The organism is Nocardioides marmoraquaticus (assembly GCF_054777915.1).
Genome location: NZ_BAAHAA010000002.1, coordinates 62,825 through 83,127, shown reverse-complemented (window position 1 = coordinate 83,127; position 20,303 = coordinate 62,825). Strand labels below are relative to the sequence as shown.

Annotated in this window: 14 protein-coding genes; 13 read left to right on the top strand and 1 reads right to left on the bottom strand. The window is 70.6% G+C overall.

Annotation, left to right across the window (positions count from 1 at the left end; genetic code table 11):
• Positions 1-40: 40 nt before the first annotated feature.
• The 12 genes from ACYU8I_RS01980 to ACYU8I_RS01925 all read left to right on the top strand — a co-directional run bounded on the left by ACYU8I_RS01980 (position 41) and on the right by ACYU8I_RS01925 (position 18,255).
• Positions 41-1,087 carry an MCE family protein gene (locus ACYU8I_RS01980; protein ID WP_460836848.1) on the top strand — a complete coding sequence of 349 codons (1,047 nt, stop codon included), beginning with the start codon at positions 41-43 and terminating at the stop codon, positions 1,085-1,087.
• The gene (locus ACYU8I_RS01975; RefSeq protein WP_460836845.1) at positions 1,084-2,073 is read left to right on the top strand and encodes an MCE family protein; all 990 of its coding nucleotides are present in this window, start codon (positions 1,084-1,086) and stop codon (positions 2,071-2,073) included. The genes ACYU8I_RS01980 and ACYU8I_RS01975 overlap by 4 nt, the downstream gene beginning before the upstream one ends.
• Complete coding sequence (locus ACYU8I_RS01970) at positions 2,073-3,296, top strand: MCE family protein (RefSeq protein WP_460836842.1); 1,224 nt, start codon at positions 2,073-2,075, stop codon at positions 3,294-3,296. The genes ACYU8I_RS01975 and ACYU8I_RS01970 overlap by 1 nt, the downstream gene beginning before the upstream one ends.
• On the top strand, positions 3,293-4,849 hold the full coding sequence (locus ACYU8I_RS01965) for an MCE family protein (RefSeq protein ID WP_460836840.1): 1,557 nt from the start codon (positions 3,293-3,295) through the stop codon (positions 4,847-4,849). The genes ACYU8I_RS01970 and ACYU8I_RS01965 overlap by 4 nt, the downstream gene beginning before the upstream one ends.
• A complete protein-coding gene (locus ACYU8I_RS01960) occupies positions 4,846-6,126 on the top strand; it encodes an MlaD family protein (protein WP_460836837.1) in 1,281 nt (426 codons plus the stop codon). Before ACYU8I_RS01965 ends, ACYU8I_RS01960 begins: the two co-directional genes overlap by 4 nt.
• Positions 6,127-6,140: 14 nt before the next feature.
• Positions 6,141-6,722 carry a hypothetical protein gene (locus tag ACYU8I_RS01955; RefSeq protein ID WP_460836835.1) on the top strand — a complete coding sequence of 194 codons (582 nt, stop codon included), beginning with the start codon at positions 6,141-6,143 and terminating at the stop codon, positions 6,720-6,722.
• A 4-nt stretch (positions 6,723-6,726) separates the two neighbouring features.
• Complete coding sequence (locus ACYU8I_RS01950) at positions 6,727-7,593, top strand: DnaJ domain-containing protein (RefSeq protein ID WP_460836833.1); 867 nt, start codon at positions 6,727-6,729, stop codon at positions 7,591-7,593.
• Positions 7,594-7,843: 250 nt separating this feature from the next.
• Complete coding sequence (gene rpoB, locus ACYU8I_RS01945) at positions 7,844-11,338, top strand: DNA-directed RNA polymerase subunit beta (protein ID WP_460836831.1); 3,495 nt, start codon at positions 7,844-7,846, stop codon at positions 11,336-11,338.
• 103 nt (positions 11,339-11,441) lie between these two features.
• The gene (locus ACYU8I_RS01940) at positions 11,442-15,269 is read left to right on the top strand and encodes a DNA-directed RNA polymerase subunit beta' (protein WP_460836828.1); all 3,828 of its coding nucleotides are present in this window, start codon (positions 11,442-11,444) and stop codon (positions 15,267-15,269) included.
• 103 nt (positions 15,270-15,372) lie between these two features.
• Complete coding sequence (locus ACYU8I_RS01935; RefSeq protein ID WP_460836826.1) at positions 15,373-15,975, top strand: GrpB family protein; 603 nt, start codon at positions 15,373-15,375, stop codon at positions 15,973-15,975.
• Between the two features lie 199 nt (positions 15,976-16,174).
• Positions 16,175-17,437, top strand: coding sequence for a geranylgeranyl reductase family protein (locus ACYU8I_RS01930; RefSeq protein WP_460836824.1), 1,263 nt, complete (start codon positions 16,175-16,177; stop codon positions 17,435-17,437).
• 23 nt (positions 17,438-17,460) lie between these two features.
• On the top strand, positions 17,461-18,255 hold the full coding sequence (locus ACYU8I_RS01925; protein WP_460836822.1) for a lysophospholipid acyltransferase family protein: 795 nt from the start codon (positions 17,461-17,463) through the stop codon (positions 18,253-18,255).
• On the opposite strand, the gene ACYU8I_RS01920 is transcribed toward ACYU8I_RS01925, so the two are convergent.
• On the bottom strand, positions 18,206-19,303 hold the full coding sequence (locus ACYU8I_RS01920) for an acyltransferase family protein (protein ID WP_460836820.1): 1,098 nt from the start codon (positions 19,301-19,303) through the stop codon (positions 18,206-18,208). The two genes, ACYU8I_RS01925 and ACYU8I_RS01920, sit on opposite strands and share 50 nt — an antisense overlap.
• Before the next feature lie 54 nt (positions 19,304-19,357).
• Between ACYU8I_RS01920 and ACYU8I_RS01915 the strand changes: the two genes are divergently transcribed.
• The gene (locus ACYU8I_RS01915; RefSeq protein ID WP_460836817.1) at positions 19,358-20,263 is read left to right on the top strand and encodes an NUDIX hydrolase; all 906 of its coding nucleotides are present in this window, start codon (positions 19,358-19,360) and stop codon (positions 20,261-20,263) included.
• Positions 20,264-20,303: the final 40 nt, after the last annotated feature.

Genomic DNA, 20,303 nt, shown 5'->3' with positions numbered 1-20,303 from the left:
CGCTGCTGCTCGCCTCGCCCACACCAGAGCGGGGGCCCCGATGAGCGTCCTCGACAAGAAGACCAGTGCCGACCTGGTCCGCCTCATGGTGTTCATCCTGGTCACCTCGCTCGCCACGGGCGTGCTCGTGATCCTCATCGGCAACTTCACCTTCGCCTCCGCGCGCGACTACAAGGCGGTCTTCAGCGACGCCACCGGCGTCGTGAAGGGCGACGACATCCGCATCGCGGGCGTCAAGGTGGGGTCGGTCAAGGGCGTCGAGATCGTCGACCGCGACCGGGCGCTGATCACCTTCAGCGTCGCCAACTCCTCGGTCGTCACCGAGAGCTCGACGGCCAACATCCGCTACCGCAACCTGGTCGGCCAGCGCTACATCTCGTTGACGCAGGGCGTGGGCAGCCTCGAGCGCCTGCCGCAGGACAGCACCATCCCGCTCGAGCGCACCGAGCCGGCGCTCGACCTGACCGTGCTCTTCAACGGCTTCAAGCCGCTGTTCACGGCGCTGTCGCCGGCCGACATCAACAAGCTGTCGGCCGAGGTCGTCGCGACCTTCCAGGGCGAGGGCGGCACCCTCAACGGCCTGCTGCAGAGCACCGCGTCGCTGACCAACGAGCTCGCCGACCGCGACCGCATCATCGGCGAGGTCATCACCAACCTGAACTCCGTGCTCGGCACGCTCTCGGAGCGCGACGCCCAGCTCAACGGGTTGATCACCGACTTCCGTGACCTGATGAAGGGCCTGGCCGACGACCGGGAGGCGATCCTGGGGTCGCTCGACTCGATCTCCGCGCTGGCCAACGAGACCGCCGACCTCGCCGTCGGCATCCGCGAGCCCCTCGTGGAGGACGTCAAGCAGCTGCGACGCCTCAGCGGCAACCTCGTGGAGGGCCGTGGCGAGATCGACCGCTCGCTGCAGATCCTCCCGATCAAGCTGGAGAAGATCGGCCGCACGGCCGTCAACGGCTCGTTCTTCAACTTCTACCTCTGCCAGTTCAACGCCAACGTGCAGCTCAACGGCAGGAAGCTGACGACGGTGACCTACTCCACGAGCCTGCTCGACGAGGACAGGAGGTGCAACCTGTCATGAGCACCCCGTTCCGCGAGCGCAACCCGGTGGTGATCGGCGCCATCAGCATCGCCGTCATCGCCGCCCTGCTGCTCGCCGCCTTCAACGCGGCCGCGCTGCCGCTCATCGGCGGCGGCGACACCTACAAGGCGGCCTTCTCCGACGCCAGCGGGCTCAAGGCCGGCGACGAGGTCCGCATCGCCGGCGTCCGCGTCGGCCAGGTCGAGAGCATGGAGCTCGACGGCAACCAGGTCGTCGCCGAGCTCCGCGTCGACACCCCGTCGAAGTTCGGCACCGAGACCGAGGCCGACATCCGGGTCAAGACCCTGCTGGGCGACGTCTTCGTCGCGCTCGTGCCGGCGGGGGAGGGCCAGCTCGAGGCCGGCTCCACCATCCCGCGCAGCCGCACCACCTCGGCCTTCGACGTCGTCTCCGCCTTCGAGGGCCTGGCCTCGCGTGCCGAGGCCATCGACACCGACCAGCTGGCCGAGGCCGTCGACACCCTGGCCGAGCTCACCGACGACACGCCGGCGGCGTTCCAGGGCACCCTGCGTGGGCTCTCGCGCCTCTCGCGCACCGTGGCCAGCCGCAACGACGAGATCGGCGAGCTGCTCCGCAACCTCGACACCGTCTCCGGCACCCTGGCCGCCCGCGACGACGACCTCGTCGAGCTGATGCGCAACAGCGACCTCGTGCTGCGGGCCCTGGTGGCGCGCCGCGAGGCCGTCAACACCCTGCTCGTCTCCACCAGCCGGCTCTCGCGCGAGCTGACCGCGCTGGTGCGCGAGTCGCGCGCCGACCTCAAGCCGGCGCTGCGCAACCTCGAGGGCGTCGTCGACGTCCTGCTGAAGAACCAGAACAACCTCGACGAGGCGCTGCGCCTGATGGCGCCGTTCTACCGCGTCTTCACCAACGTCCTTGGCAACGGCCCGTGGTTCGAGGTGGCGATCGAGAACTTCCCCTTCACCACCCCCAAGCTCCCGCTGCCCACGGGAGGGTCGAACTGATGCGCGCGCTGTCCAAGATCAATCCGCTCATCGGCGTGGTCCTCGTGGTCGCGCTGGTCGTCGGTGCCCTCGTGCTGTTCTGGCCGGGGGGCGAGAAGCGCTACCTGACCGCCGACTTCCCCCGCACCGTCTCGCTCTACGAGGGCTCCGACGTGCGCATCCTCGGCGTCGCGGTCGGCACCGTGGAGACCGTGGTGCCGCGCGGCACCGTCGTCCGGGTCGAGATGAGCTACGACGCGAAGTACGACGTCCCGGCCGACGCCAAGGCCGCCATCATCGCGCCGACCATCGTCGGCGACCGCTTCGTGCAGCTGACCCCGGCGTACGACGGCGGCGAGAAGCTGCCCGACGGCGCCACCCTCGGCGTCGAGCAGACCGCGACCCCGCTCGAGCTCGACGAGATCTTCGGCTCGATCAACCAGCTGACGGTCGCGCTCGGCCCCGAGCAGACCAACCGGCCGGTCGAGGGCGGCGTCGGCCCGCTCACCCGGCTGCTCGACTCCACCGCCCGCAACCTCGGCGGCCAGGGGGCCCAGCTCAACCAGACCCTGGAGGACGTCGGCGCGCTCACCAAGACGCTGGCCGACAACAAGGACGAGCTCTTCGGCTCCCTCGAGCAGGTGCAGCAGTTCACGACCACGCTGGCCGAGAACGACGACACCGTGCGTGCCTTCAACGACTCGCTGCAGAGCGGCGCCGCGGTACTCGCCGACGAGCGTCAGGAGCTCGCGCAGGCGCTGCGCGACCTCGGCGTCGCGATGCGTGAGATCCGCACCTTCGTCCAGGAGAACAAGGGCGCCCTGTCGCGCAACATCAAGGGCCTCAACCGGCTCGCCACGACCCTGGTCGACCGCCGAGACGAGCTCGACCAGATCCTGCGCACGGCCCCGGCCGCCCTCAACAACCTGTTCCTCGCCGGCAACACCGACGCCGGCACGCTCGACGTCCGCAACGACTTCGGCCAGCTCGAGACACGACTGCTCGAGAACCCACTTCGCTTTGTCTGCGGCCTCCTCGGCTCAAATGTGCCAGCCGGCACCTGCGACAGGCTCGGCGGTGTGATTGAAACTCTGCAGCAGCAGGGCGGCACCGGTGCGCCGAGCCTCGAGGGCTTGCAGGGCCTGACCGGCCGTGCGGCCGCGCTGCCGGGCAGCAAGCCCGGCACCGTCACCCGGACCCCCGTCGACCGCTCGCTCGGCGGGCTGCTGGAGGTGGCGCCGTGAACGCCCTCGCCCGTGCCCGCAGGGGCGGCGTCAAGGCCGTGGTCGGTGCCGTGGTCGGCGCGCTCGCCCTCACCGGTTGCTCGGTCTACGACGCCCCGCTGCCCGGTGGCCCCGACGCCGGCGACGACCCGATCACCGTGACCGCGCGCTTCCGCGACGTGCTCGACCTGGTGCCGAACTCCACGGTCAAGCTCGACGACGTCAACGTCGGCAAGGTGACCGCGGTGTCGCTCGACGGCTACGTCGCCGAGGTCGAGATGTCGATCCGGCGCGACGCCAAGATCCCGGCGAACACCGCCGCCCAGCTGCGCCAGACCAGTCTCCTGGGCGAGAAGTTCGTCTCGCTCGAGGAGCCGAGCGACCCCAGCAGCGACCTGCTCGCCGACGACGCCGTGATCGGCCTCGACCGCACCGGCCGCAACCCGGAGATCGAGGAGGTCTTCGGTGCGCTCGCCCTGCTGCTCAACGGCGGCGGGGTCGGCCAGCTCAAGAGCATCACCGAGGAGCTCAACCTCGCCCTCGACGGCCGGTCCGGCGACGTCCGCTCGGTGCTGCGGCAGATCAGCACCTTCGTCGGCACCCTCGACGACAACCGCGCCACCATCGTCGCGGCCCTCGAGAACACCAACCGGCTCGCCCGCGAGGCCCGCGCCCAGCAGGGCACCATCGAGAACGCCCTCGACGACGTGCCGGCGGCGCTGCGCTCGCTGAACCGCCAGCGCGACGACCTGGTCCGGCTGCTGCGCTCGCTCGACCGGCTCTCCGGCATCGGCACCCGCGTCATCCGTGAGTCCAAGCAGGCGACCATCAACAGCCTGCGCGACCTCGGTCCGGTGCTGCGCAACCTTGCCGACGCCGGGCAGGACGTGCCCGACTCCATCAACGTGATCCTGACCTACCCCTTCATCGACGAGGCGGTCGGTCGCGACCCGCAGGTCGCGCGCCAGTTCCGCCAAGGCGACTACACCAACCTCTCGGTCGACCTCGACCTCGACCTCGCCGACCTGCCGATCGGACCCATCGAGATCGACAACCCCTTGGCACCGCTGTGCCCGACCGTGGATCAGCTTCTCGACACCACGCGCGCAAACGTGACGCGAGGCGTGGACCGCGCCGTGGCTGCCTTGCCAGACACTCCTCTGATCTCGAAGCGCGAGCAGCAGAGGCTGGCGACTGTGCTAACGCGGCGCATCCTGCGCGACGTTGTCCAGGCTGTGAAAGACAACTGCGAGGTCATTGACGTGACCGACGTGATAGAGCGGGCGGGGGCACTCCTGCCCGATGTCCTGGACCTCCTAGGCATTCTGACACCGCCACAGGTACAAGACCTGCTCGATGGCACCCTCGGTGCCGTCGGCGGCGCCCTGGGCGGCTCCGGCGGCGGCAGCCTCCTCGGCGGCGACGGAGGCGGTGGCCTGCTCGGCGGGCTCACCGGCCGGGCCGCGCCGGCGTACGACGACCCGTTCCAGATCGATCCCTTCGACCTGGGCCGCCGCGGCCTGGACCCGGGGATCGGCACGCTGCTGATGCAAGGGGTGGCGACGACCCGATGATCACCGCGACCACGAAGCGACAGCTGCTGATCTTCCTGATCATCACGCTCGTCGGCGTCACCTACGTCGGGGCGCGCTACGCCCGCCTCGACCGGCTGTTCTACGACTCCACCTACACCGTGACGGCGGCGTTCGCGCAGTCCGGCGGCATCTTCACCGACGCCGAGGTCACCTACCGCGGCGTCCAGGTGGGCCGGGTCGCCGACCTGAAGCTCACCCGCGACGGGGTCGACGTCGAGCTGTCGATCGAGAAGGACCACGACGACATCCCGGCCGACACCCTGGCACTGGTCGGCAACAAGTCGGCGGTCGGCGAGCAGTACGTCGAGCTGCAGCCGCAGCAGGACTCCGGGCCCTACCTCGAGCAGGGCTCGACCATCGACACCGCCGACACCGAGACCCCCATCCAGACGACCAAGCTGCTCACCGACCTGACCAACTTCGTCGGGTCCGTACCGCAGGGCGACCTGCGCACCGTGATCGCCGAGGCGGGTGCGGCCTTCGAGGGCGCCGGTCCCGACATCGGCCAGATCATCGACACCTCGACGGAGTTCATCGACACCGCCGACGCCAACTTCGCCAGCACCGTGCGGCTGATCCGCGACGGCCGCACCGTGCTGCAGACGCAGGTCGACAAGGGCTCGGCGATCCGCAGCTTCTCGCGCGACCTGCGGCTGTTCACCGACACGCTGGCGTCGAGCGACGCCGACCTGCGCCGCGTCATCGACGAGGGCTCGGCGACCGCCGACGAGCTGCGCGTCTTCCTCGAGCGCAACCGGGTCGACCTCGGCCAGCTGATCAACAAGCTGGTCACGACCGGCGAGGTCGTGCGGCAGTACCTGCCGGGCATCCGCCAGCTGATGGTCATCTACCCCTACGTCGTCGCGGGCGGCTACACCGTCGCCAACCCCCAGGGCGGCGGCGTCTACAACGCCAACTTCGGCCTCGTGCTGAGCTCGCTGCAGTCCCCGGTCTGCGAGGCCGGCTACGTGCGTCCGCCGCGCGACCCCCAGGACCGCTCCGAGAAGCCGCTGCCCGAGGACGTCGGCTGCCGCGACGGCTCGAAGAACCCCCGCGGCGCCGAGAAGACGCCGGCCAACCGGGCCGGCACGGCCTTCCGCTCACCGGTGGCGACGTACGATCCCACCAGCGGCGACGTCGTCTGGGCCGACGGCACCGAGCCGCGCATCGCCTACGACGGCGGCGCGGACGCGGTCTTCGGGACCGACGCCTGGAAGTGGTCGCTGCTGCAGCCGGCGTTGCCCAGCAACCAGTAGCCAGGAGTCTCCCCATGCCTGACGTCCACGGCGAGGACCCCCGTCCCGCCGCCGACCGTCCTGCCCGTGCTATCGCGACCGGGTCGGTCGCCCGCGCGGCGACCGCCCTGGTGCTGGCGCTGCTGCTCGTCGTCGGCCTCGTCTCTACCGGCTACCTCGCCTACCGCAAGGCCAACCCGACCGCCGACCCGTTCGACCCGTCGGCGGGGCCCGTGCTGCCCTCCGCCCGCGAGCGGGCCGAGGCCACGACGGTGGCCGAGCAGTTCACGCTGCGCATGGACAACGTCGACGGCAGCAAGTTCGACGAGTACGTCGAGGGTGTCGACGCGCTGCTGACCACGAAGGCCAAGAAGGAGAACAAGGGCACGCTCGAGGCGCTGGAGGACGCCTACCGCACCGCCGAGGTCAAGGGCACCGGCAAGGTCCTCGTCACCGGCGTCTCCGACCTCACCTCCGACAAGGCCACGGTGCTCGTCGCCCACGACGCCGACGTCAGCACCAAGCAGGGCGACATCGAGCACCACTACCGCTGGGCCATCGACCTGGTGAAGGTCGACGGCGACTGGCTGGTCGACGGCTTCACCCCGGTGAGCTGATCGCATGGCCGCCCCGACCTGGTACGACGTCCTCGGCGTCGAGCGCGACGCCTCGGCCGAGGAGGTCCGTGCCGCCTGGCGCGCCGCCACCGACCGCGCCGAGCCCGGCTCCGGTCAGTTCCGCGCGGCCAACGAGGCCGCCGAGACCCTGCTCGAACCTGCCCGTCGAGCGGCGTACGACGCGACGCTCGAGGCCCCGGCGGCGCGGGCGACCCAGCCTGCGGCCACGGTGCTCGACGAGCCGGCAGCCGAGCCGGCAGCCGAGCCGACAGCCGAGCCGGCAGACGAGCCGGCAGCCGAGCCGGCAGACGAGCCGGCACCGACCGACGAGGGGCAGCGCAGCCCGGGCTGGTTCGTGCGGACGCTGGGCCGCACGCCCGTCCTGGGTCTGGTGGCGCTGCTCGTGCTCGTGCTGGCCCTGGCCGGCGCCAGCGTCTGGCTGGGCCGGGAGGTCAGCGCCGAGGCGCGGGTCGCCGACGCCCGAGACCAGGCGACCGTCGCCGCCGAGCAGGCGGCGGAGGCGATCCTGTCCTACGACTACGAGGACCTCGCGACCGACCAGAAGCGTGCCGAGGGCTACCTGACGGGCGACTTCAAGCAGGAGTTCACCAAGAACTTCCGGCTGCTCTCCGAGCAGCCCGACGGCTCCCCGGGCGCTGCCGTGCAGACCAAGGCCACGGTGCAGGCGCAGGCCGTCGGCTCGGGCGTCGTCGACGTCGCCGACGACGGCCGCACCGCGCGGGTGCTGGTGTTCGTCAACCAGACCTCCGAGAAGCAGGACCAGGAGCCGCAGGTCTTCTTGAACCGGGTCTCGATGACGATGCAGGAGCGCGACGGGCGCTGGCTCGTCAGCGACGTCCGCAGCTACTGAGCCCAGGGGCCGAGCCGGACGGCCCGACCCGGGCCGTGGCGTCCTGCTGACCGGGAGGGCGGGGCGGGGGTAGGGTGTCGGCTCCGGACCCCGACCTGGGTGCACCCGGGATTGGCCCTGCCTGGGCGCATGTTGTAACCTGATTCTTTGCGCCCTCCCTCAAATGCTGCTCGCCTTCCCGGTGGCGGGTCCTGTGGTGGGTCCTGTGGCGCACTTCTCCACTTCGTGAGCCTCGGAAGGATCACCACCCTTGGCCGCTTCGCGCCGTAACGCCGCTTCACCCCGTCGCATCTCTTTCGCCAAGATCGCAGAACCCCTCGAGGTCCCGCAGCTGCTCGCGCTGCAGACCGACAGCTTCGACTGGCTCGTCGGCAACGAGCGCTGGGAGCAGCGCGTTTCCGAGCGCCAGGCGAACGGCGAGGACGTCTCCACCAAGTCGGGCCTGCACGAGATCTTCGAGGAGATCTCGCCGATCGAGGACTTCTCGGAGACGATGTCGCTCTCCTTCGAGAACCCCGTCTTCCTCGACCCGAAGTACACCGAGGAGGAGTGCAAGGAGAAGGACTTCACCTACTCCCGCCCCCTCTACGTCTCCGCCGAGTTCACCAACGGCGAGACCGGTGAGATCAAGGGTCAGACCGTCTTCATGGGCGACTTCCCGATGATGACCCGCAAGGGCACCTTCATCATCAACGGCACCGAGCGCGTCGTCGTCTCGCAGCTGGTCCGCTCGCCCGGCGTCTACTTCGAGCGCAGCGCCGACAAGACCTCCGACAAGGACATCTTCACGGCGAAGGTCATCCCTTCTCGCGGTGCGTGGCTCGAGTTCGAGATCGACAAGCGCGACATGGTCGGCGTCCGCCTCGACCGCAAGCGCAAGCAGAACGTCACGGTGCTGCTCAAGGCCCTCGGCTGGACCAACGAGCAGATCCGCGAGGAGTTCGGCCAGTACGAGTCCGTCATGGCGACCCTCGAGAAGGACAACACCGAGACGCAGGATGAGGCGCTGCTCGACATCTACCGCAAGCTCCGCCCGGGAGAGCCCCCGACGCGCGAGGCTGCGCAGACGCTGCTGCAGAACTACTACTTCAACCCCAAGCGCTACGACCTCGCCAAGGTCGGCCGCTACAAGATCAACAAGAAGCTGGCCACCACCGAGGCCTTCGACCAGCAGACGCTGACCGTCGACGACATCGTGGCGACGATCCGCTACATCGTCGAGCTGCACGCCGGCAAGGAGACCCTCGAGCAGGCCGACGGCACGCCCGTGGTCGACGCGCACGGCGAGACCCGCGAGGTCCGTGCCGACGACATCGACCACTTCGGCAACCGCCGCATGCGCACGGTGGGCGAGCTGATCCAGAACCAGCTGCGCACCGGCCTGGCCCGCATGGAGCGGGTGGTCCGCGAGCGGATGACGACCCAGGACGTCGAGGCCATCACGCCGCAGTCGCTGATCAACATCCGTCCGGTCGTCGCGGCGCTGAAGGAGTTCTTCGGCACCTCGCAGCTGAGCCAGTTCATGGACCAGACCAACCCGATCGCCGGTCTGACCCACAAGCGCCGCCTCTCCGCGCTCGGCCCCGGCGGCATCAGCCGTGACCGCGCGCAGATGGACGTCCGCGACGTGCACCCCAGCCACTACGGCCGGATGTGCCCGATCGAGACGCCCGAGGGCCCCAACATCGGTCTGATCGGGTCGCTGGCCTCCTACGGCCGGATCAACCCGTTCGGCTTCGTCGAGACGCCCTACCGCGTCGTCGTCGACGGCCGGGTCACCGACGAGATCCACCACCTCACCGCCGACGAGGAGGAGTCCCGCGTCATCGCGCAGGCCAACGCGCGCCTCGACGAGCAGGGCAACCTGGTCGACGAGCGGGTGCTGGTGCGCACGCGTGGCGGCGAGGCCGTCGACATCCCGCGCGACGAGGTCGAGTTCATGGACGTCTCGCCGCGCCAGATGGTGTCGGTCGCGACCGCGCTGATCCCGTTCCTCGAGCACGACGACGCCAACCGCGCCCTCATGGGGGCCAACATGCAGCGCCAGGCCGTGCCGCTCATCAAGAGCGACGCGCCGCTGGTCGGCACCGGCATGGAGTACCGCGCCGCCGTCGACGCCGGCGACGTGGTGTCCTCCGACGTGGCCGGCGTGGTCAAGTCCGTCTCGGCCGACGAGGTCGTGATCTTCACCGACGAGGGCGGCGACAAGTCCTACCGGCTGCTGAAGTTCACCCGCTCCAACCAGGGCACCTGCATCAACCAGCGTCCGCTGGTGAGCGAGGGTGACCGGGTCGAGGTGGGCACCCCCATTGCCGACGGTCCGTGCACCGACGAGGGCGAGATGGCGCTCGGCACCAACCTGCTCGTGGCGTTCATGCCGTGGCAGGGCCACAACTACGAGGACGCCATCATCCTCAGCCAGCGCCTGGTGCAGGAGGACGTCCTCACCTCGATCCACATCGAGGAGCACGAGGTCGACGCCCGCGACACCAAGCTCGGCCCCGAGGAGATCACCCGGGACATCCCGAACGTCTCCGACGACGTCCTGGCCGACCTCGACGAGCGCGGCATCATCCGCGTCGGCGCCGAGGTCACCACCGGCGACATCCTGGTCGGCAAGGTCACGCCCAAGGGCGAGACCGAGCTGACCCCGGAGGAGCGGCTGCTCCGCGCGATCTTCGGCGAGAAGGCGCGCGAGGTGCGCGACACCTCGATGAAGGTGCCGCACGGCGAGTCCGGCACGGTCATCGGCGTCCGCGAGTTCAACCGCGAGGACGGCGACGAGCTGCCCCCGGGCGTCAACCAGCTGGTGCGCGTCTACGTCGCGCAGAAGCGCAAGATCTCGGTCGGCGACAAGCTCGCCGGGCGCCACGGCAACAAGGGCGTCATCGCCAAGATCCTGCCGATCGAGGACATGCCGTTCATGGAGGACGGCACCCCGGTCGACGTCATCCTCAACCCGCTGGGCGTGCCCCGCCGGATGAACATCGGCCAGATCCTCGAGCTGCACCTGGGCTGGCTGGCCAAGAACGGCTGGGACCTCGACCTCTCCGAGGGCGGCAACGACGAGGACTGGAAGCAGCGCCTCATCAAGATCCACGCCGACAAGGCCGACCCCGACACCAACGTCGCGACGCCCGTCTTCGACGGCGCCCGCGAGGACGAGATCGTGGGTCTGCTCGGCGCCAGCCGTCCCAACCGCGACGGCGTGCGCATGGTGGGCGAGTCCGGCAAGGCCGACCTGTTCGACGGCCGCTCCGGGGAGCCGTTCCCCGACCCGGTGTCGGTGGGCTACATGTACATCCTCAAGCTCCACCACCTGGTCGACGACAAGATCCACGCGCGCTCGACCGGCCCCTACTCGATGATCACCCAGCAGCCGCTCGGCGGTAAGGCCCAGTTCGGTGGCCAGCGCTTCGGTGAGATGGAGGTGTGGGCGATGGAGGCCTACGGCGCGGCGTACGCGCTGCAGGAGCTGCTCACCATCAAGTCCGACGACGTGCCCGGTCGCGTCAAGGTCTACGAGGCCATCGTCAAGGGCGAGAACATCCCCGACTCCGGCATCCCCGAGTCGTTCAAGGTGCTCGTCAAGGAGATGCAGTCGCTCTGCCTCAACGTCGAGGTGCTGTCGCAGGACGGCACCGCGATCGAGATGCGCGACGCGGAGGACGACGTCTTCCGTGCCGCCGAGGAGCTCGGCATCGACCTGTCGCGCCGCGAGCCCAGCTCGGTCGAAGAGGTGTGAGTGCGCGGGCGGTGCGGTCCTCCGGGTCCGCACCGCCCCGCCTGACGCCCCCCACCCCCCTGATCCACCTCTCTTCACAGACACCACGAGGGAAGCAGCCACTGTGCTCGACGTGAATTTCTTCGACCAGCTCAAGATCGGCCTGGCCACCGCGGACGAGATCCGCGCCTGGAGCCACGGCGAGGTCAAGAAGCCGGAGACCATCAACTACCGCACGCTCAAGCCCGAGCGTGACGGCCTCTTCTGCGAGAAGATCTTCGGACCCACCCGCGACTGGGAGTGCTACTGCGGTAAGTACAAGCGGGTCCGCTTCAAGGGCATCATCTGCGAGCGCTGCGGCGTCGAGGTGACCCGTTCCAAGGTGCGCCGCGAGCGCATGGGCCACATCGAGCTGGCCGCCCCGGTCACCCACATCTGGTACTTCAAGGGTGTCCCCAGCCGGCTCGGCTACCTGCTCGACCTGGCGCCGAAGGACCTCGAGAAGGTCATCTACTTCGCCGCCTACATGATCACCTCCGTCGACGACGAGGCGCGCCACCGCGACCTCTCCGACCTCGAGGGCAAGGTCGGGCTGCAGCGCAAGAGCCTCGAGAACCGCCGCGACAACCAGATCGAGGAGCGGGCCAAGAAGCTCGAGACCGACCTGGCGCAGCTCGAGGAGGAGGGCGCCAAGTCCGACGCCAAGCGCAAGGTCAAGGACGGCGCCGAGCGCGAGATGACCGCCATGCGCAAGCGCTCCGACGCCGAGCTCGCCCGCCTCGAGGAGGTCTGGAACACCTTCAAGAACCTGAAGGTCCAGGACCTCATGGGCGACGAGATGCTCTACCGCGAGATGACCGCGTGGTTCGGCAAGTACTTCGAGGGCCACATGGGCGCCACGGCGATCCAGAAGCGCCTCGAGACCTTCGACATCGCCGAGGAGGTCGAGAACCTCCGCGACACCATCGCCAACGGCAAGGGCCAGAAGAAGGTCCGTGCGCTCAAGCGGCTCAAGGTGGTCGACGCCTTCCGCAAGACCGGCAACTCGCCCATGGGCATGGTGCTCGACGCCGTCCCGGTGATCCCGCCGGACCTGCGTCCGATGGTGCAGCTCGACGGTGGCCGCTTCGCGACCTCCGACCTCAACGACCTGTACCGCCGCGTCATCAACCGCAACAACCGCCTCAAGCGGCTGCTCGACCTCGGCGCGCCCGAGATCATCGTCAACAACGAGAAGCGGATGCTGCAGGAGGCCGTCGACTCGCTGTTCGACAACGGCCGCCGCGGGCGTCCCGTCACGGGACCGGGCAACCGGCCCCTGAAGTCGCTGTCCGACATGCTCAAGGGCAAGCAGGGCCGCTTCCGCCAGAACCTCCTCGGCAAGCGCGTCGACTACTCCGGCCGCTCGGTGATCGTGTCGGGACCGCAGCTCAAGCTGCACCAGTGCGGTCTGCCGAAGTACATGGCGATCGAGCTGTTCAAGCCGTTCGTGATGAAGCGCCTGGTCGACCTCTCGCACGCGCAGAACATCAAGTCCGCCAAGCGGATGGTCGAGCGCGCCGTGCGTCCGGAGGTCTGGGACGTGCTCGAGGAGGTCATCGCGGAGCACCCGGTGCTGCTCAACCGCGCACCCACGCTGCACCGCCTCGGCATCCAGGCCTTCGAGCCGCAGCTGATCGAGGGCAAGGCCATCCAGATCCACCCGCTCGTGTGCTCGGCCTTCAACGCCGACTTCGACGGTGACCAGATGGCGGTGCACCTGCCGCTGTCGGCCGAGGCCCAGGCCGAGGCGCGGATCCTGATGCTGTCGACCAACAACATCCTCAAGCCGTCCGACGGTCGCCCGGTGACGATGCCGACCCAGGACATGATCATCGGCATCTTCTTCCTCACCCGTGAGGACGAGGGCGCCGTGGGCGAGGGCCGGTCGTTCTCCTCGGTCGCCGAGGCGATCATGGCGATGGACCGCGGCGAGATCGCGCTGCAGTCGAAGGTGCGCATCCGCATCGACGACGAGGTCCGCGAGACGACGCTCGGCCGTGCGCTCTTCAACGAGACGCTCCCGGCCAACTACGAGTACGTCAACTACGGCGTCGGCAAGCGCGAGCTGGGTCGCATCGTCAACAACCTCGCCGAGCGCTACACCAAGGTCGAGGTGGCCAACTCGCTCGACGCGCTGAAGGAGGCGGGCTTCCGCTACGCCACCATCTCGGGCGTCACGGTCTCCATCGAGGACGTCGTCACCCCGGACTCGAAGGCCGAGATCCTCTCGGGCTACGAGGCCAAGGCGGCCAAGGTGCAGAGCCAGGCCGAGCTGGGCCTGATCACCGACGACGAGCGCCGCCAGGAGCTCATCGAGATCTGGACGCAGGCCTCCAACGAGGTCGCGCGGGCCATGGAGAAGAACTTCTCCCGGCTCAACCCGATCTACATGATGGTCGACTCCGGCGCGTCCGGAAACATGATGCAGATGCGTCAGGTGGCGGCCATGCGTGGTCTGGTGGCCAACCCGAAGGGCGAGATCATCCCGCGCCCGATCAAGGCCAACTTCCGCGAGGGACTGTCGGTGCTGGAGTACTTCATCTCCACCCACGGCGCCCGCAAGGGCCTGGCCGACACCGCGCTGCGCACCGCCGACTCGGGCTACCTGACGCGTCGTCTCGTCGACGTGTCGCAGGACGTCATCATCCGTGAGGACGACTGCGGCACCGAGCGCGGCATGAACAAGGTGATCGGCGTCCGCGGCGAGGACGGCGTGGTCCGCAAGGACGACAACGTCGAGACCTCGGCGTACGCCCGTGCGGCGGCCGTCGACGTGGTGCACCCCGACTCGGGCGACGTCGTCGTCCCGGCGGGTGGCGACCTCGGCGACGCGACCATCGAGGAGCTGGTGCAGGCCGGCATCGAGACGGTCAAGGTGCGCTCCGTGCTCACCTGCGACGCCCGCACCGGCACCTGCGCCAAGTGCTACGGCCGCTCGCTGGCCACCGGCAAGCTCGTCGACATCGGTGAGGCCGTCGGCATCATCGCGGCGCAGTCGATCGGTGAGCCCGGCACGCAGCTGACGATGCGCACCTTCCACACCGGTGGTGTGGCCTCGGCCGACGACATCACGCAGGGCCTGCCCCGCGTGGTCGAGCTCTTCGAGGCCCGCTCGCCCAAGGGCCGCGCCCCCATCTCGGAGGCGGCCGGCCGGGTCGAGATCGAGGACACCGACAAGGCCCGCAAGGTCCTCGTCACCCCCGACGACGGCTCGGACGTGCAGGAGTACCCCGTCAGCAAGCGCTCGCGCCTGCTGGTCGCCGACGGCGACCACATCGGTGTGGGCCAGAAGCTGACCCAGGGCACCCCCGACCCGCAGGACGTGCTCCGCATCCTCGGCGTCCGCAAGGCCCAGGAGCACCTGGTGGCCGAGGTCCAGCAGGTCTACCGCAGCCAGGGCGTGTCGATCCACGACAAGCACATCGAGATCATCGTCCGGCAGATGCTGCGCCGGGTCACGGTGATCGAGTCCGGCGACACCAAGCTGCTCCCGTCCGACCTCGTCGACCGAGTGCGCTACGAGGAGGAGAACCGCCGCGCGGTCTCCGAGGGCCAGACGCCCGCCTCGGGTCGTCCGGTGCTGATGGGCATCACCAAGGCCTCGCTGGCCACGGAGTCGTGGCTCTCGGCGGCCTCCTTCCAGGAGACCACCCGGGTGCTGACCGACGCGGCGATCAACGGCAAGTCCGACTCGCTGATGGGTCTGAAGGAGAACGTCATCATCGGCAAGCTCATCCCGGCCGGCACCGGCCTGGAGCGCTACCGCAACGTGAGGGTCGAGCCCACCGAGGAGGCGCGCGCCGCGGCGTACGCCGTCACGGGCTACGACAACTACGGTGACGACTACTTCGGTCAGGCCGCCCCCACCGTGGCCCTCGACGACTTCGACTTCGGTTCCTACCAGAACTGATCGAGGGCCGTCAGGCCAGCTGAGACCAGACCCCCGTCCGGGACTCCGGGCGGGGGTCTGGCGCGTCCAGGAGGCTCGTGGTCCGCGGACGTAGGGTGCGCCGGTGGACCGCTCGGAGATCACCCGCCACCACGACGACGAGGCGCCGCCGGGACGGACTCCCTGGGTGGGGGTCCACCGCCCCCGCACCGACGTCGAGGTCGTCGACCCCGACCCGGGGTGGCTGAGGACCGCCGAGGCGCTGATGACCCGGGTGCGTGACGCGCTCGGCGTGCGGGTGCTGGGGCTGCAGCACGTCGGCTCCACCGCCGTGCCCGGGCTGCCGGCGAAGCCGGTGGTCGACCTCGACCTCACCGTCGCCGACCCGGCGGCCGAGGCGTCGTACCTGCCCGAGCTGGAGCGGGCCGGTTTCGTGCTGGTGGTGCGCGAGCCGTGGTGGCAGGAGCACCGGTGCCTGGTGCACGAGGCGCCGCGCTGCAACCTGCACGTGTTCGGTCCCGGGGCGGCCGAGCCGGTGCGGCACCGGATCTTCCGCGACTGGCTGCGCGAGCACGCCGAGGAGCGCGAGCGGTACGCCGCTGCCAAGCGCGATGCTGCCGCCGCGGCCCGGGCCGCGGGGGAGCACACGATGCAGTACAACCTCCGCAAGCAGGCCGTCGTGCGCGAGATCTACGACCGCGCCTTCCGAGCGAGGGGACTGCTGTGACGTCTCGGTCGGTCTCTGCGACCCGTGACGCGCCACGGCATCCTCGGTGGTGGGGCGAGGGCCCCTGGTGCGGCAGCACCGCCGTCGAGCTGCTCTCGCACCCGGCCTGCCGGAGGCCCTGAGGTCGGGCCCGCTCCGCAGCGGGCTCCCGGTCGTGGCCCTCGTGCCGCGGTTGGGAGCCCGCTGGGACAATGGGGCGGTGAGCACCCACGCCCTGCCCCGCGAGACCGACGTGCTGGTCGTCGGGTCCGGGCCCGCCGGCGCCGCGGCGGCCGCGTGGCTGGCCGAGGCCGGTCGTGAGGTCGTGCTCGCCGACGCGGCGGTCTTCCCCCGCGACAAGACCTGCGGCGACGGCCTGACGCCCCGCGCGGTCGCCGAGCTCGACCGGCTCGGGCTGGGCGACTGGGTGCGCTCGCACACCGTCAACTGGGGCCTGCGCGCCCACGGCTTCGGGCAGACCCTGCTGCTGCCCTGGCCGGGCGGCACGCTGCCGGCCCACGGCTCCGCCGTGGCCCGCACCGAGCTCGACGACCACGTCCGGTCGCGGGCGGTCAAGGCCGGCGCGCACGGTGCCGACGGCCTCCGCGCGGTCGACGTACGCCGCGACGGCGGTCGGGTGGCTGCCGTGGTGCTCGAGCGTGCGCGCGGCACCGAGGGGGCCGGCGAACGCGTGGAGGTGCGCTGCCAGCAGCTCGTCGTGGCCGACGGGGTGCGCTCGCCGCTCGGCAAGCTGCTCGGCCGCGAGTGGCACCGCGACACCGTCTACGGCGTGGCCGGCCGCAGCTACGTCGACTCGACCGCCTCCGACGATCCCTGGATCTCCAGCCACCTCGAGCTGCGCGACGAGGCGGGCGAGGTGCTGTCGGGCTACGGCTGGATCTTCCCGCTGGGCGACGGCACCGTGAACCTCGGCGTCGGCACCCTGGCCACCGCCGCACGACCCGCCGACGTGGCGATCCGGCCGCTGATGCAGCACTACGCCGACCTGCGCCGCGAGGAGTTCGGGCTCTCGGGGGAGCTGCGGATGCCGACCAGTGCGCTGCTGCCGATGGGGGGTGCGGTCTCGGGCGTCGCCGGGCCCAACTGGGCGCTCATCGGCGACGCGGCCGCCTGCGTCAACCCGCTCAACGGCGAGGGCATCGACTACGGGCTCGAGACCGGGCGTTTGGTGGCCGACGCCATCGTCGCGGGCGACGACCTGGCCCGCGGCTGGCCCGCGCTGCTGCGCGAGCACTACGGCGAGTCGTTCTCCATCGCCCGGCGGCTGGCCGGGCTCGTGACGGTGCCGGGGCTGCTGCCGGCGCTCGGCCCGGTGGGGATGCGCTCGCACTGGATGATGACCCTCGCCCTGCGCTGGATGGGCAACCTCGTGACCGACGCCGACCGTGACGCCGCGGCCCGCGCGTGGCGCTGGGCGGGCCGTCGTTCGGTCTCGCTCGACGCCCGCGCGCCCTTCTCCTGAGCCGCGTGCCCTAACCTCCGACGGTGCGCGACCCGGTCTACCGCCTCGTCAACGGCCTGGGCCGCGCCGCCCTGCGGGCGATGGCCGTCGACGTGCGCTGGACCGGGGCCGAGCACCTGCCCCGCAGCGGGCCGGTGGTACTGGCGGCGACGCACGTGTCGTTCCCCGACTTCGTCTTCGTCGAGCGGGCCGCGGTCACCCGGGGCCGCTACGTGCGCTTCATGACGCGCCACGACGTGTGGCAGGCCCTCGGGGTGTCGTGGTGGATGGACCACATGGGCCACGTGCCCGTCGACCGCCGTGCCCCCGTGCACGCCTACCTGCGTGCGCGGGCGCTGCTGCGGGCCGGGGAGGCGGTGTGCGGATTCCCCGAGGCCGGGGTCTCCTACTCCTACACGGTGCGCCCGCTGATGCCCGGCCTCGTCGCGCTGGCCCGGGAGACCGGGGCGCCCCTGGTGCCGGTGGCGCTGTGGGGCCCGCAGCGGATGTTCAGCGTGGGCGACCCCGCGCCACCGGTCGACTGGACCCGACGTCGCCGCGTCGACGTGGCCCTCGGGGCGCCGATGACCATCGCCCCGACGGACGACGTGGTCGTGCGCACCCGCGAGCTCGGCCACCGGATGACCGACCTGCTCGAGGGCCTGCAGCGGCTCCCGCACCACCGACCCCGGCCGGGGGAGCGGGCGCCGTGGTACCCGGCCCACCTCGGCGGCCACGCGCCGGACCGACGCCGGGCGCTGCGCCTGGACAGGGTGCCGGCGTCGGCGGTCAGGCCGACGTGGGGGCCCGGTCCCGACGTCTACGACGCCGTCGGCTGAGGCTCCCGACCGGGTCGACCAGGTGGTCGAGCCGCTGCGACACCGGGGTCCAGGCGAGCAGCAGGGCGACGCCCACGGCGGTGGCCGTGGTGACGAGCCACGACAGCGGCCACGCGTCCGCCGCCCAGGACTCGTAACCCAGCGCCTCGGCCGAGAGCACCACGAAGCCGTGGTAGAGGTAGACGACCAGGGTCGCGCCGCCCAGCGAGGTGAAGAAGGTGCGCCCGCGCGGCACGACGGCGAAGAACGCGAAGGCGCCGACCAGGCCGCCGATGAGCATGACCACGCGGACGACGAACACGCGTCCGTCGGAGATGTCGACCGACGGGTCGATGTCGCTGTAGCGGCTGCGGTAGTAGAGCCACTCGGTGGCGACGAGGTCGTCGATGACCGGCGCCAGCAGGGCCAGCGTCACCAGCACGGCGGCGCCGTACCAGCGGGCGCGACGGGTGCGGAGGAGCGCCCAGTGACCCTCGTGCAGCTTGAGCCCGAGGGCGAAGAAGGGCAACAGGCCCAGGATGCGGGCGTTGTCGAGGTAGTCGGTGGCGAACAGCCCGGCGGCCAGGCTCACCCCGACCGAGACCACGACCTTGGCGGGCATGCGCTTGAGCACGGGTGTCAGCAGTCGCCAGACGAACAGCGCCGAGAGGTACCACATCGGCCAGTGCGGGCTGAGCCAGACGTTCTCGAACTCGACGTCGAGGAAGGTGCTGCGGAAGAGCACCAGCAGGCCCTCGAAGATCAGGTAGGGCACCACCACCGTCGTCACCAGCTGCCGCAGCCGCGGCAGGGTGTACTCGAAGGACCTGGACAGGTAGCCGGTCACGATGACGAACGCCGGGATGTGCCACAGGTAGAGCGCGTCGTAGACGGCCTTGTCGAACGCGCGGGCCGACGGGCTGCCCGGGTCGTCGGCGAAGAGGGGCAGCAGGGTCCACGCGTGGCCGACGACCACGAGGGTCACCAGGATCATCTTGGCGTTGTCGAACCAGGGGTCGCGCACCTTGGCGGGTGGGGGCGCCGTCGGCAGTGGGCTGGTCTCGCTCACGGCGGAAACCTACCGCTCCGGTGCACTTCGAGACCTCCCCTATCGTGGGGGGACGTGGGTGACGATCAGCACGCAGCAGCAGGTCAGGCACGGCCTCAACAGCGCCAGCGGGTCGCGGCGTACGCCGTCGTCGTGCGGGCCGGCGAGGTGCTGCTGTCGCGGTTGGCGCCGTACCTCAGCGAGAGCGAGCTGTGGACCCTGCCGGGCGGCGGCCTCGACTTCGGCGAGCACCCCGCCGACGCGGTGGTCCGCGAGGTGCGCGAGGAGACCGGCCTCGACTGCACGGTCGGGGCGCCCCGCTGGATCGGCTCGGCGCGCCGGGTCGTCGACCGCGAGGCGCAGCCGACCGACCTGCACTCCGTGCGCCTGGTGTACGACGCCTGGGTCGCCGCCGACGCGCCGGAGCCCCGGGTCGTCGAGGTCGACGGCTCGACGGTCGACGCGCGCTGGTGGCCGGTGGCCGACGTGGCGGCGGGTGTGGTGCCGACGGTGCCGATGGTGCGCGAGGCGCTGGCCGGGTGGCAGCCGACCCGTCGCCAGCGGCTCGCCGTCAAGGCGCTGGTGCTGCGGGGCGACGAGGTGCTGCTGGTGCGCAACTCGGTGCACGGACCTCGGCCGGGCCGCTGGTCGCTGCCGGGCGGCGGGATCGAGCACGGCGAGAGCCCGCTCGAAGCGCTCCACCGCGAGCTGACCGAGGAGACCGGGCTGACCGGGGAGGTCGAGCGGCTGCTCGGCACCCTCGACGAGCACTTCACGGGCACGGCGCCCGACGGCCGCGAGGAGGACTTCCACGGCGTCGACCTCGTCTACGCGGTCGCGGTCGGCCCGGGGGAGCCTCGTGTCGCCGCTGACGACCTGACCTCCGACGCCGTCGCCTGGCACCCGCTCCTCGCCGCCGTCGACGGCACCCTCGAGGTGACCCCCCTGGTGCCAGCGGCGGTGGCGCTGCTGCCGCGCTGAGGAGTTGTCCACAGATCGCGACCGGGCGCGGGCGTGTCGG

What these genes read in the sequence shown, in the direction of transcription:
- ACYU8I_RS01980 (WP_460836848.1), top strand. Translation starts at nt 41, where the DNA reads ATGAGCGTCCTCGACAAGAAGACCAGTGCCGACCTGGTCCGCCTCATG.
- ACYU8I_RS01970 (WP_460836842.1), top strand. Translation starts at nt 2,073, where the DNA reads ATGCGCGCGCTGTCCAAGATCAATCCGCTCATCGGCGTGGTCCTCGTG.
- ACYU8I_RS01950 (WP_460836833.1), top strand. Translation starts at nt 6,727, where the DNA reads ATGGCCGCCCCGACCTGGTACGACGTCCTCGGCGTCGAGCGCGACGCC.
- ACYU8I_RS01960 (WP_460836837.1), top strand. Translation starts at nt 4,846, where the DNA reads ATGATCACCGCGACCACGAAGCGACAGCTGCTGATCTTCCTGATCATC.
- ACYU8I_RS01975 (WP_460836845.1), top strand. Translation starts at nt 1,084, where the DNA reads ATGAGCACCCCGTTCCGCGAGCGCAACCCGGTGGTGATCGGCGCCATC.
- ACYU8I_RS01955 (WP_460836835.1), top strand. Translation starts at nt 6,141, where the DNA reads ATGCCTGACGTCCACGGCGAGGACCCCCGTCCCGCCGCCGACCGTCCT.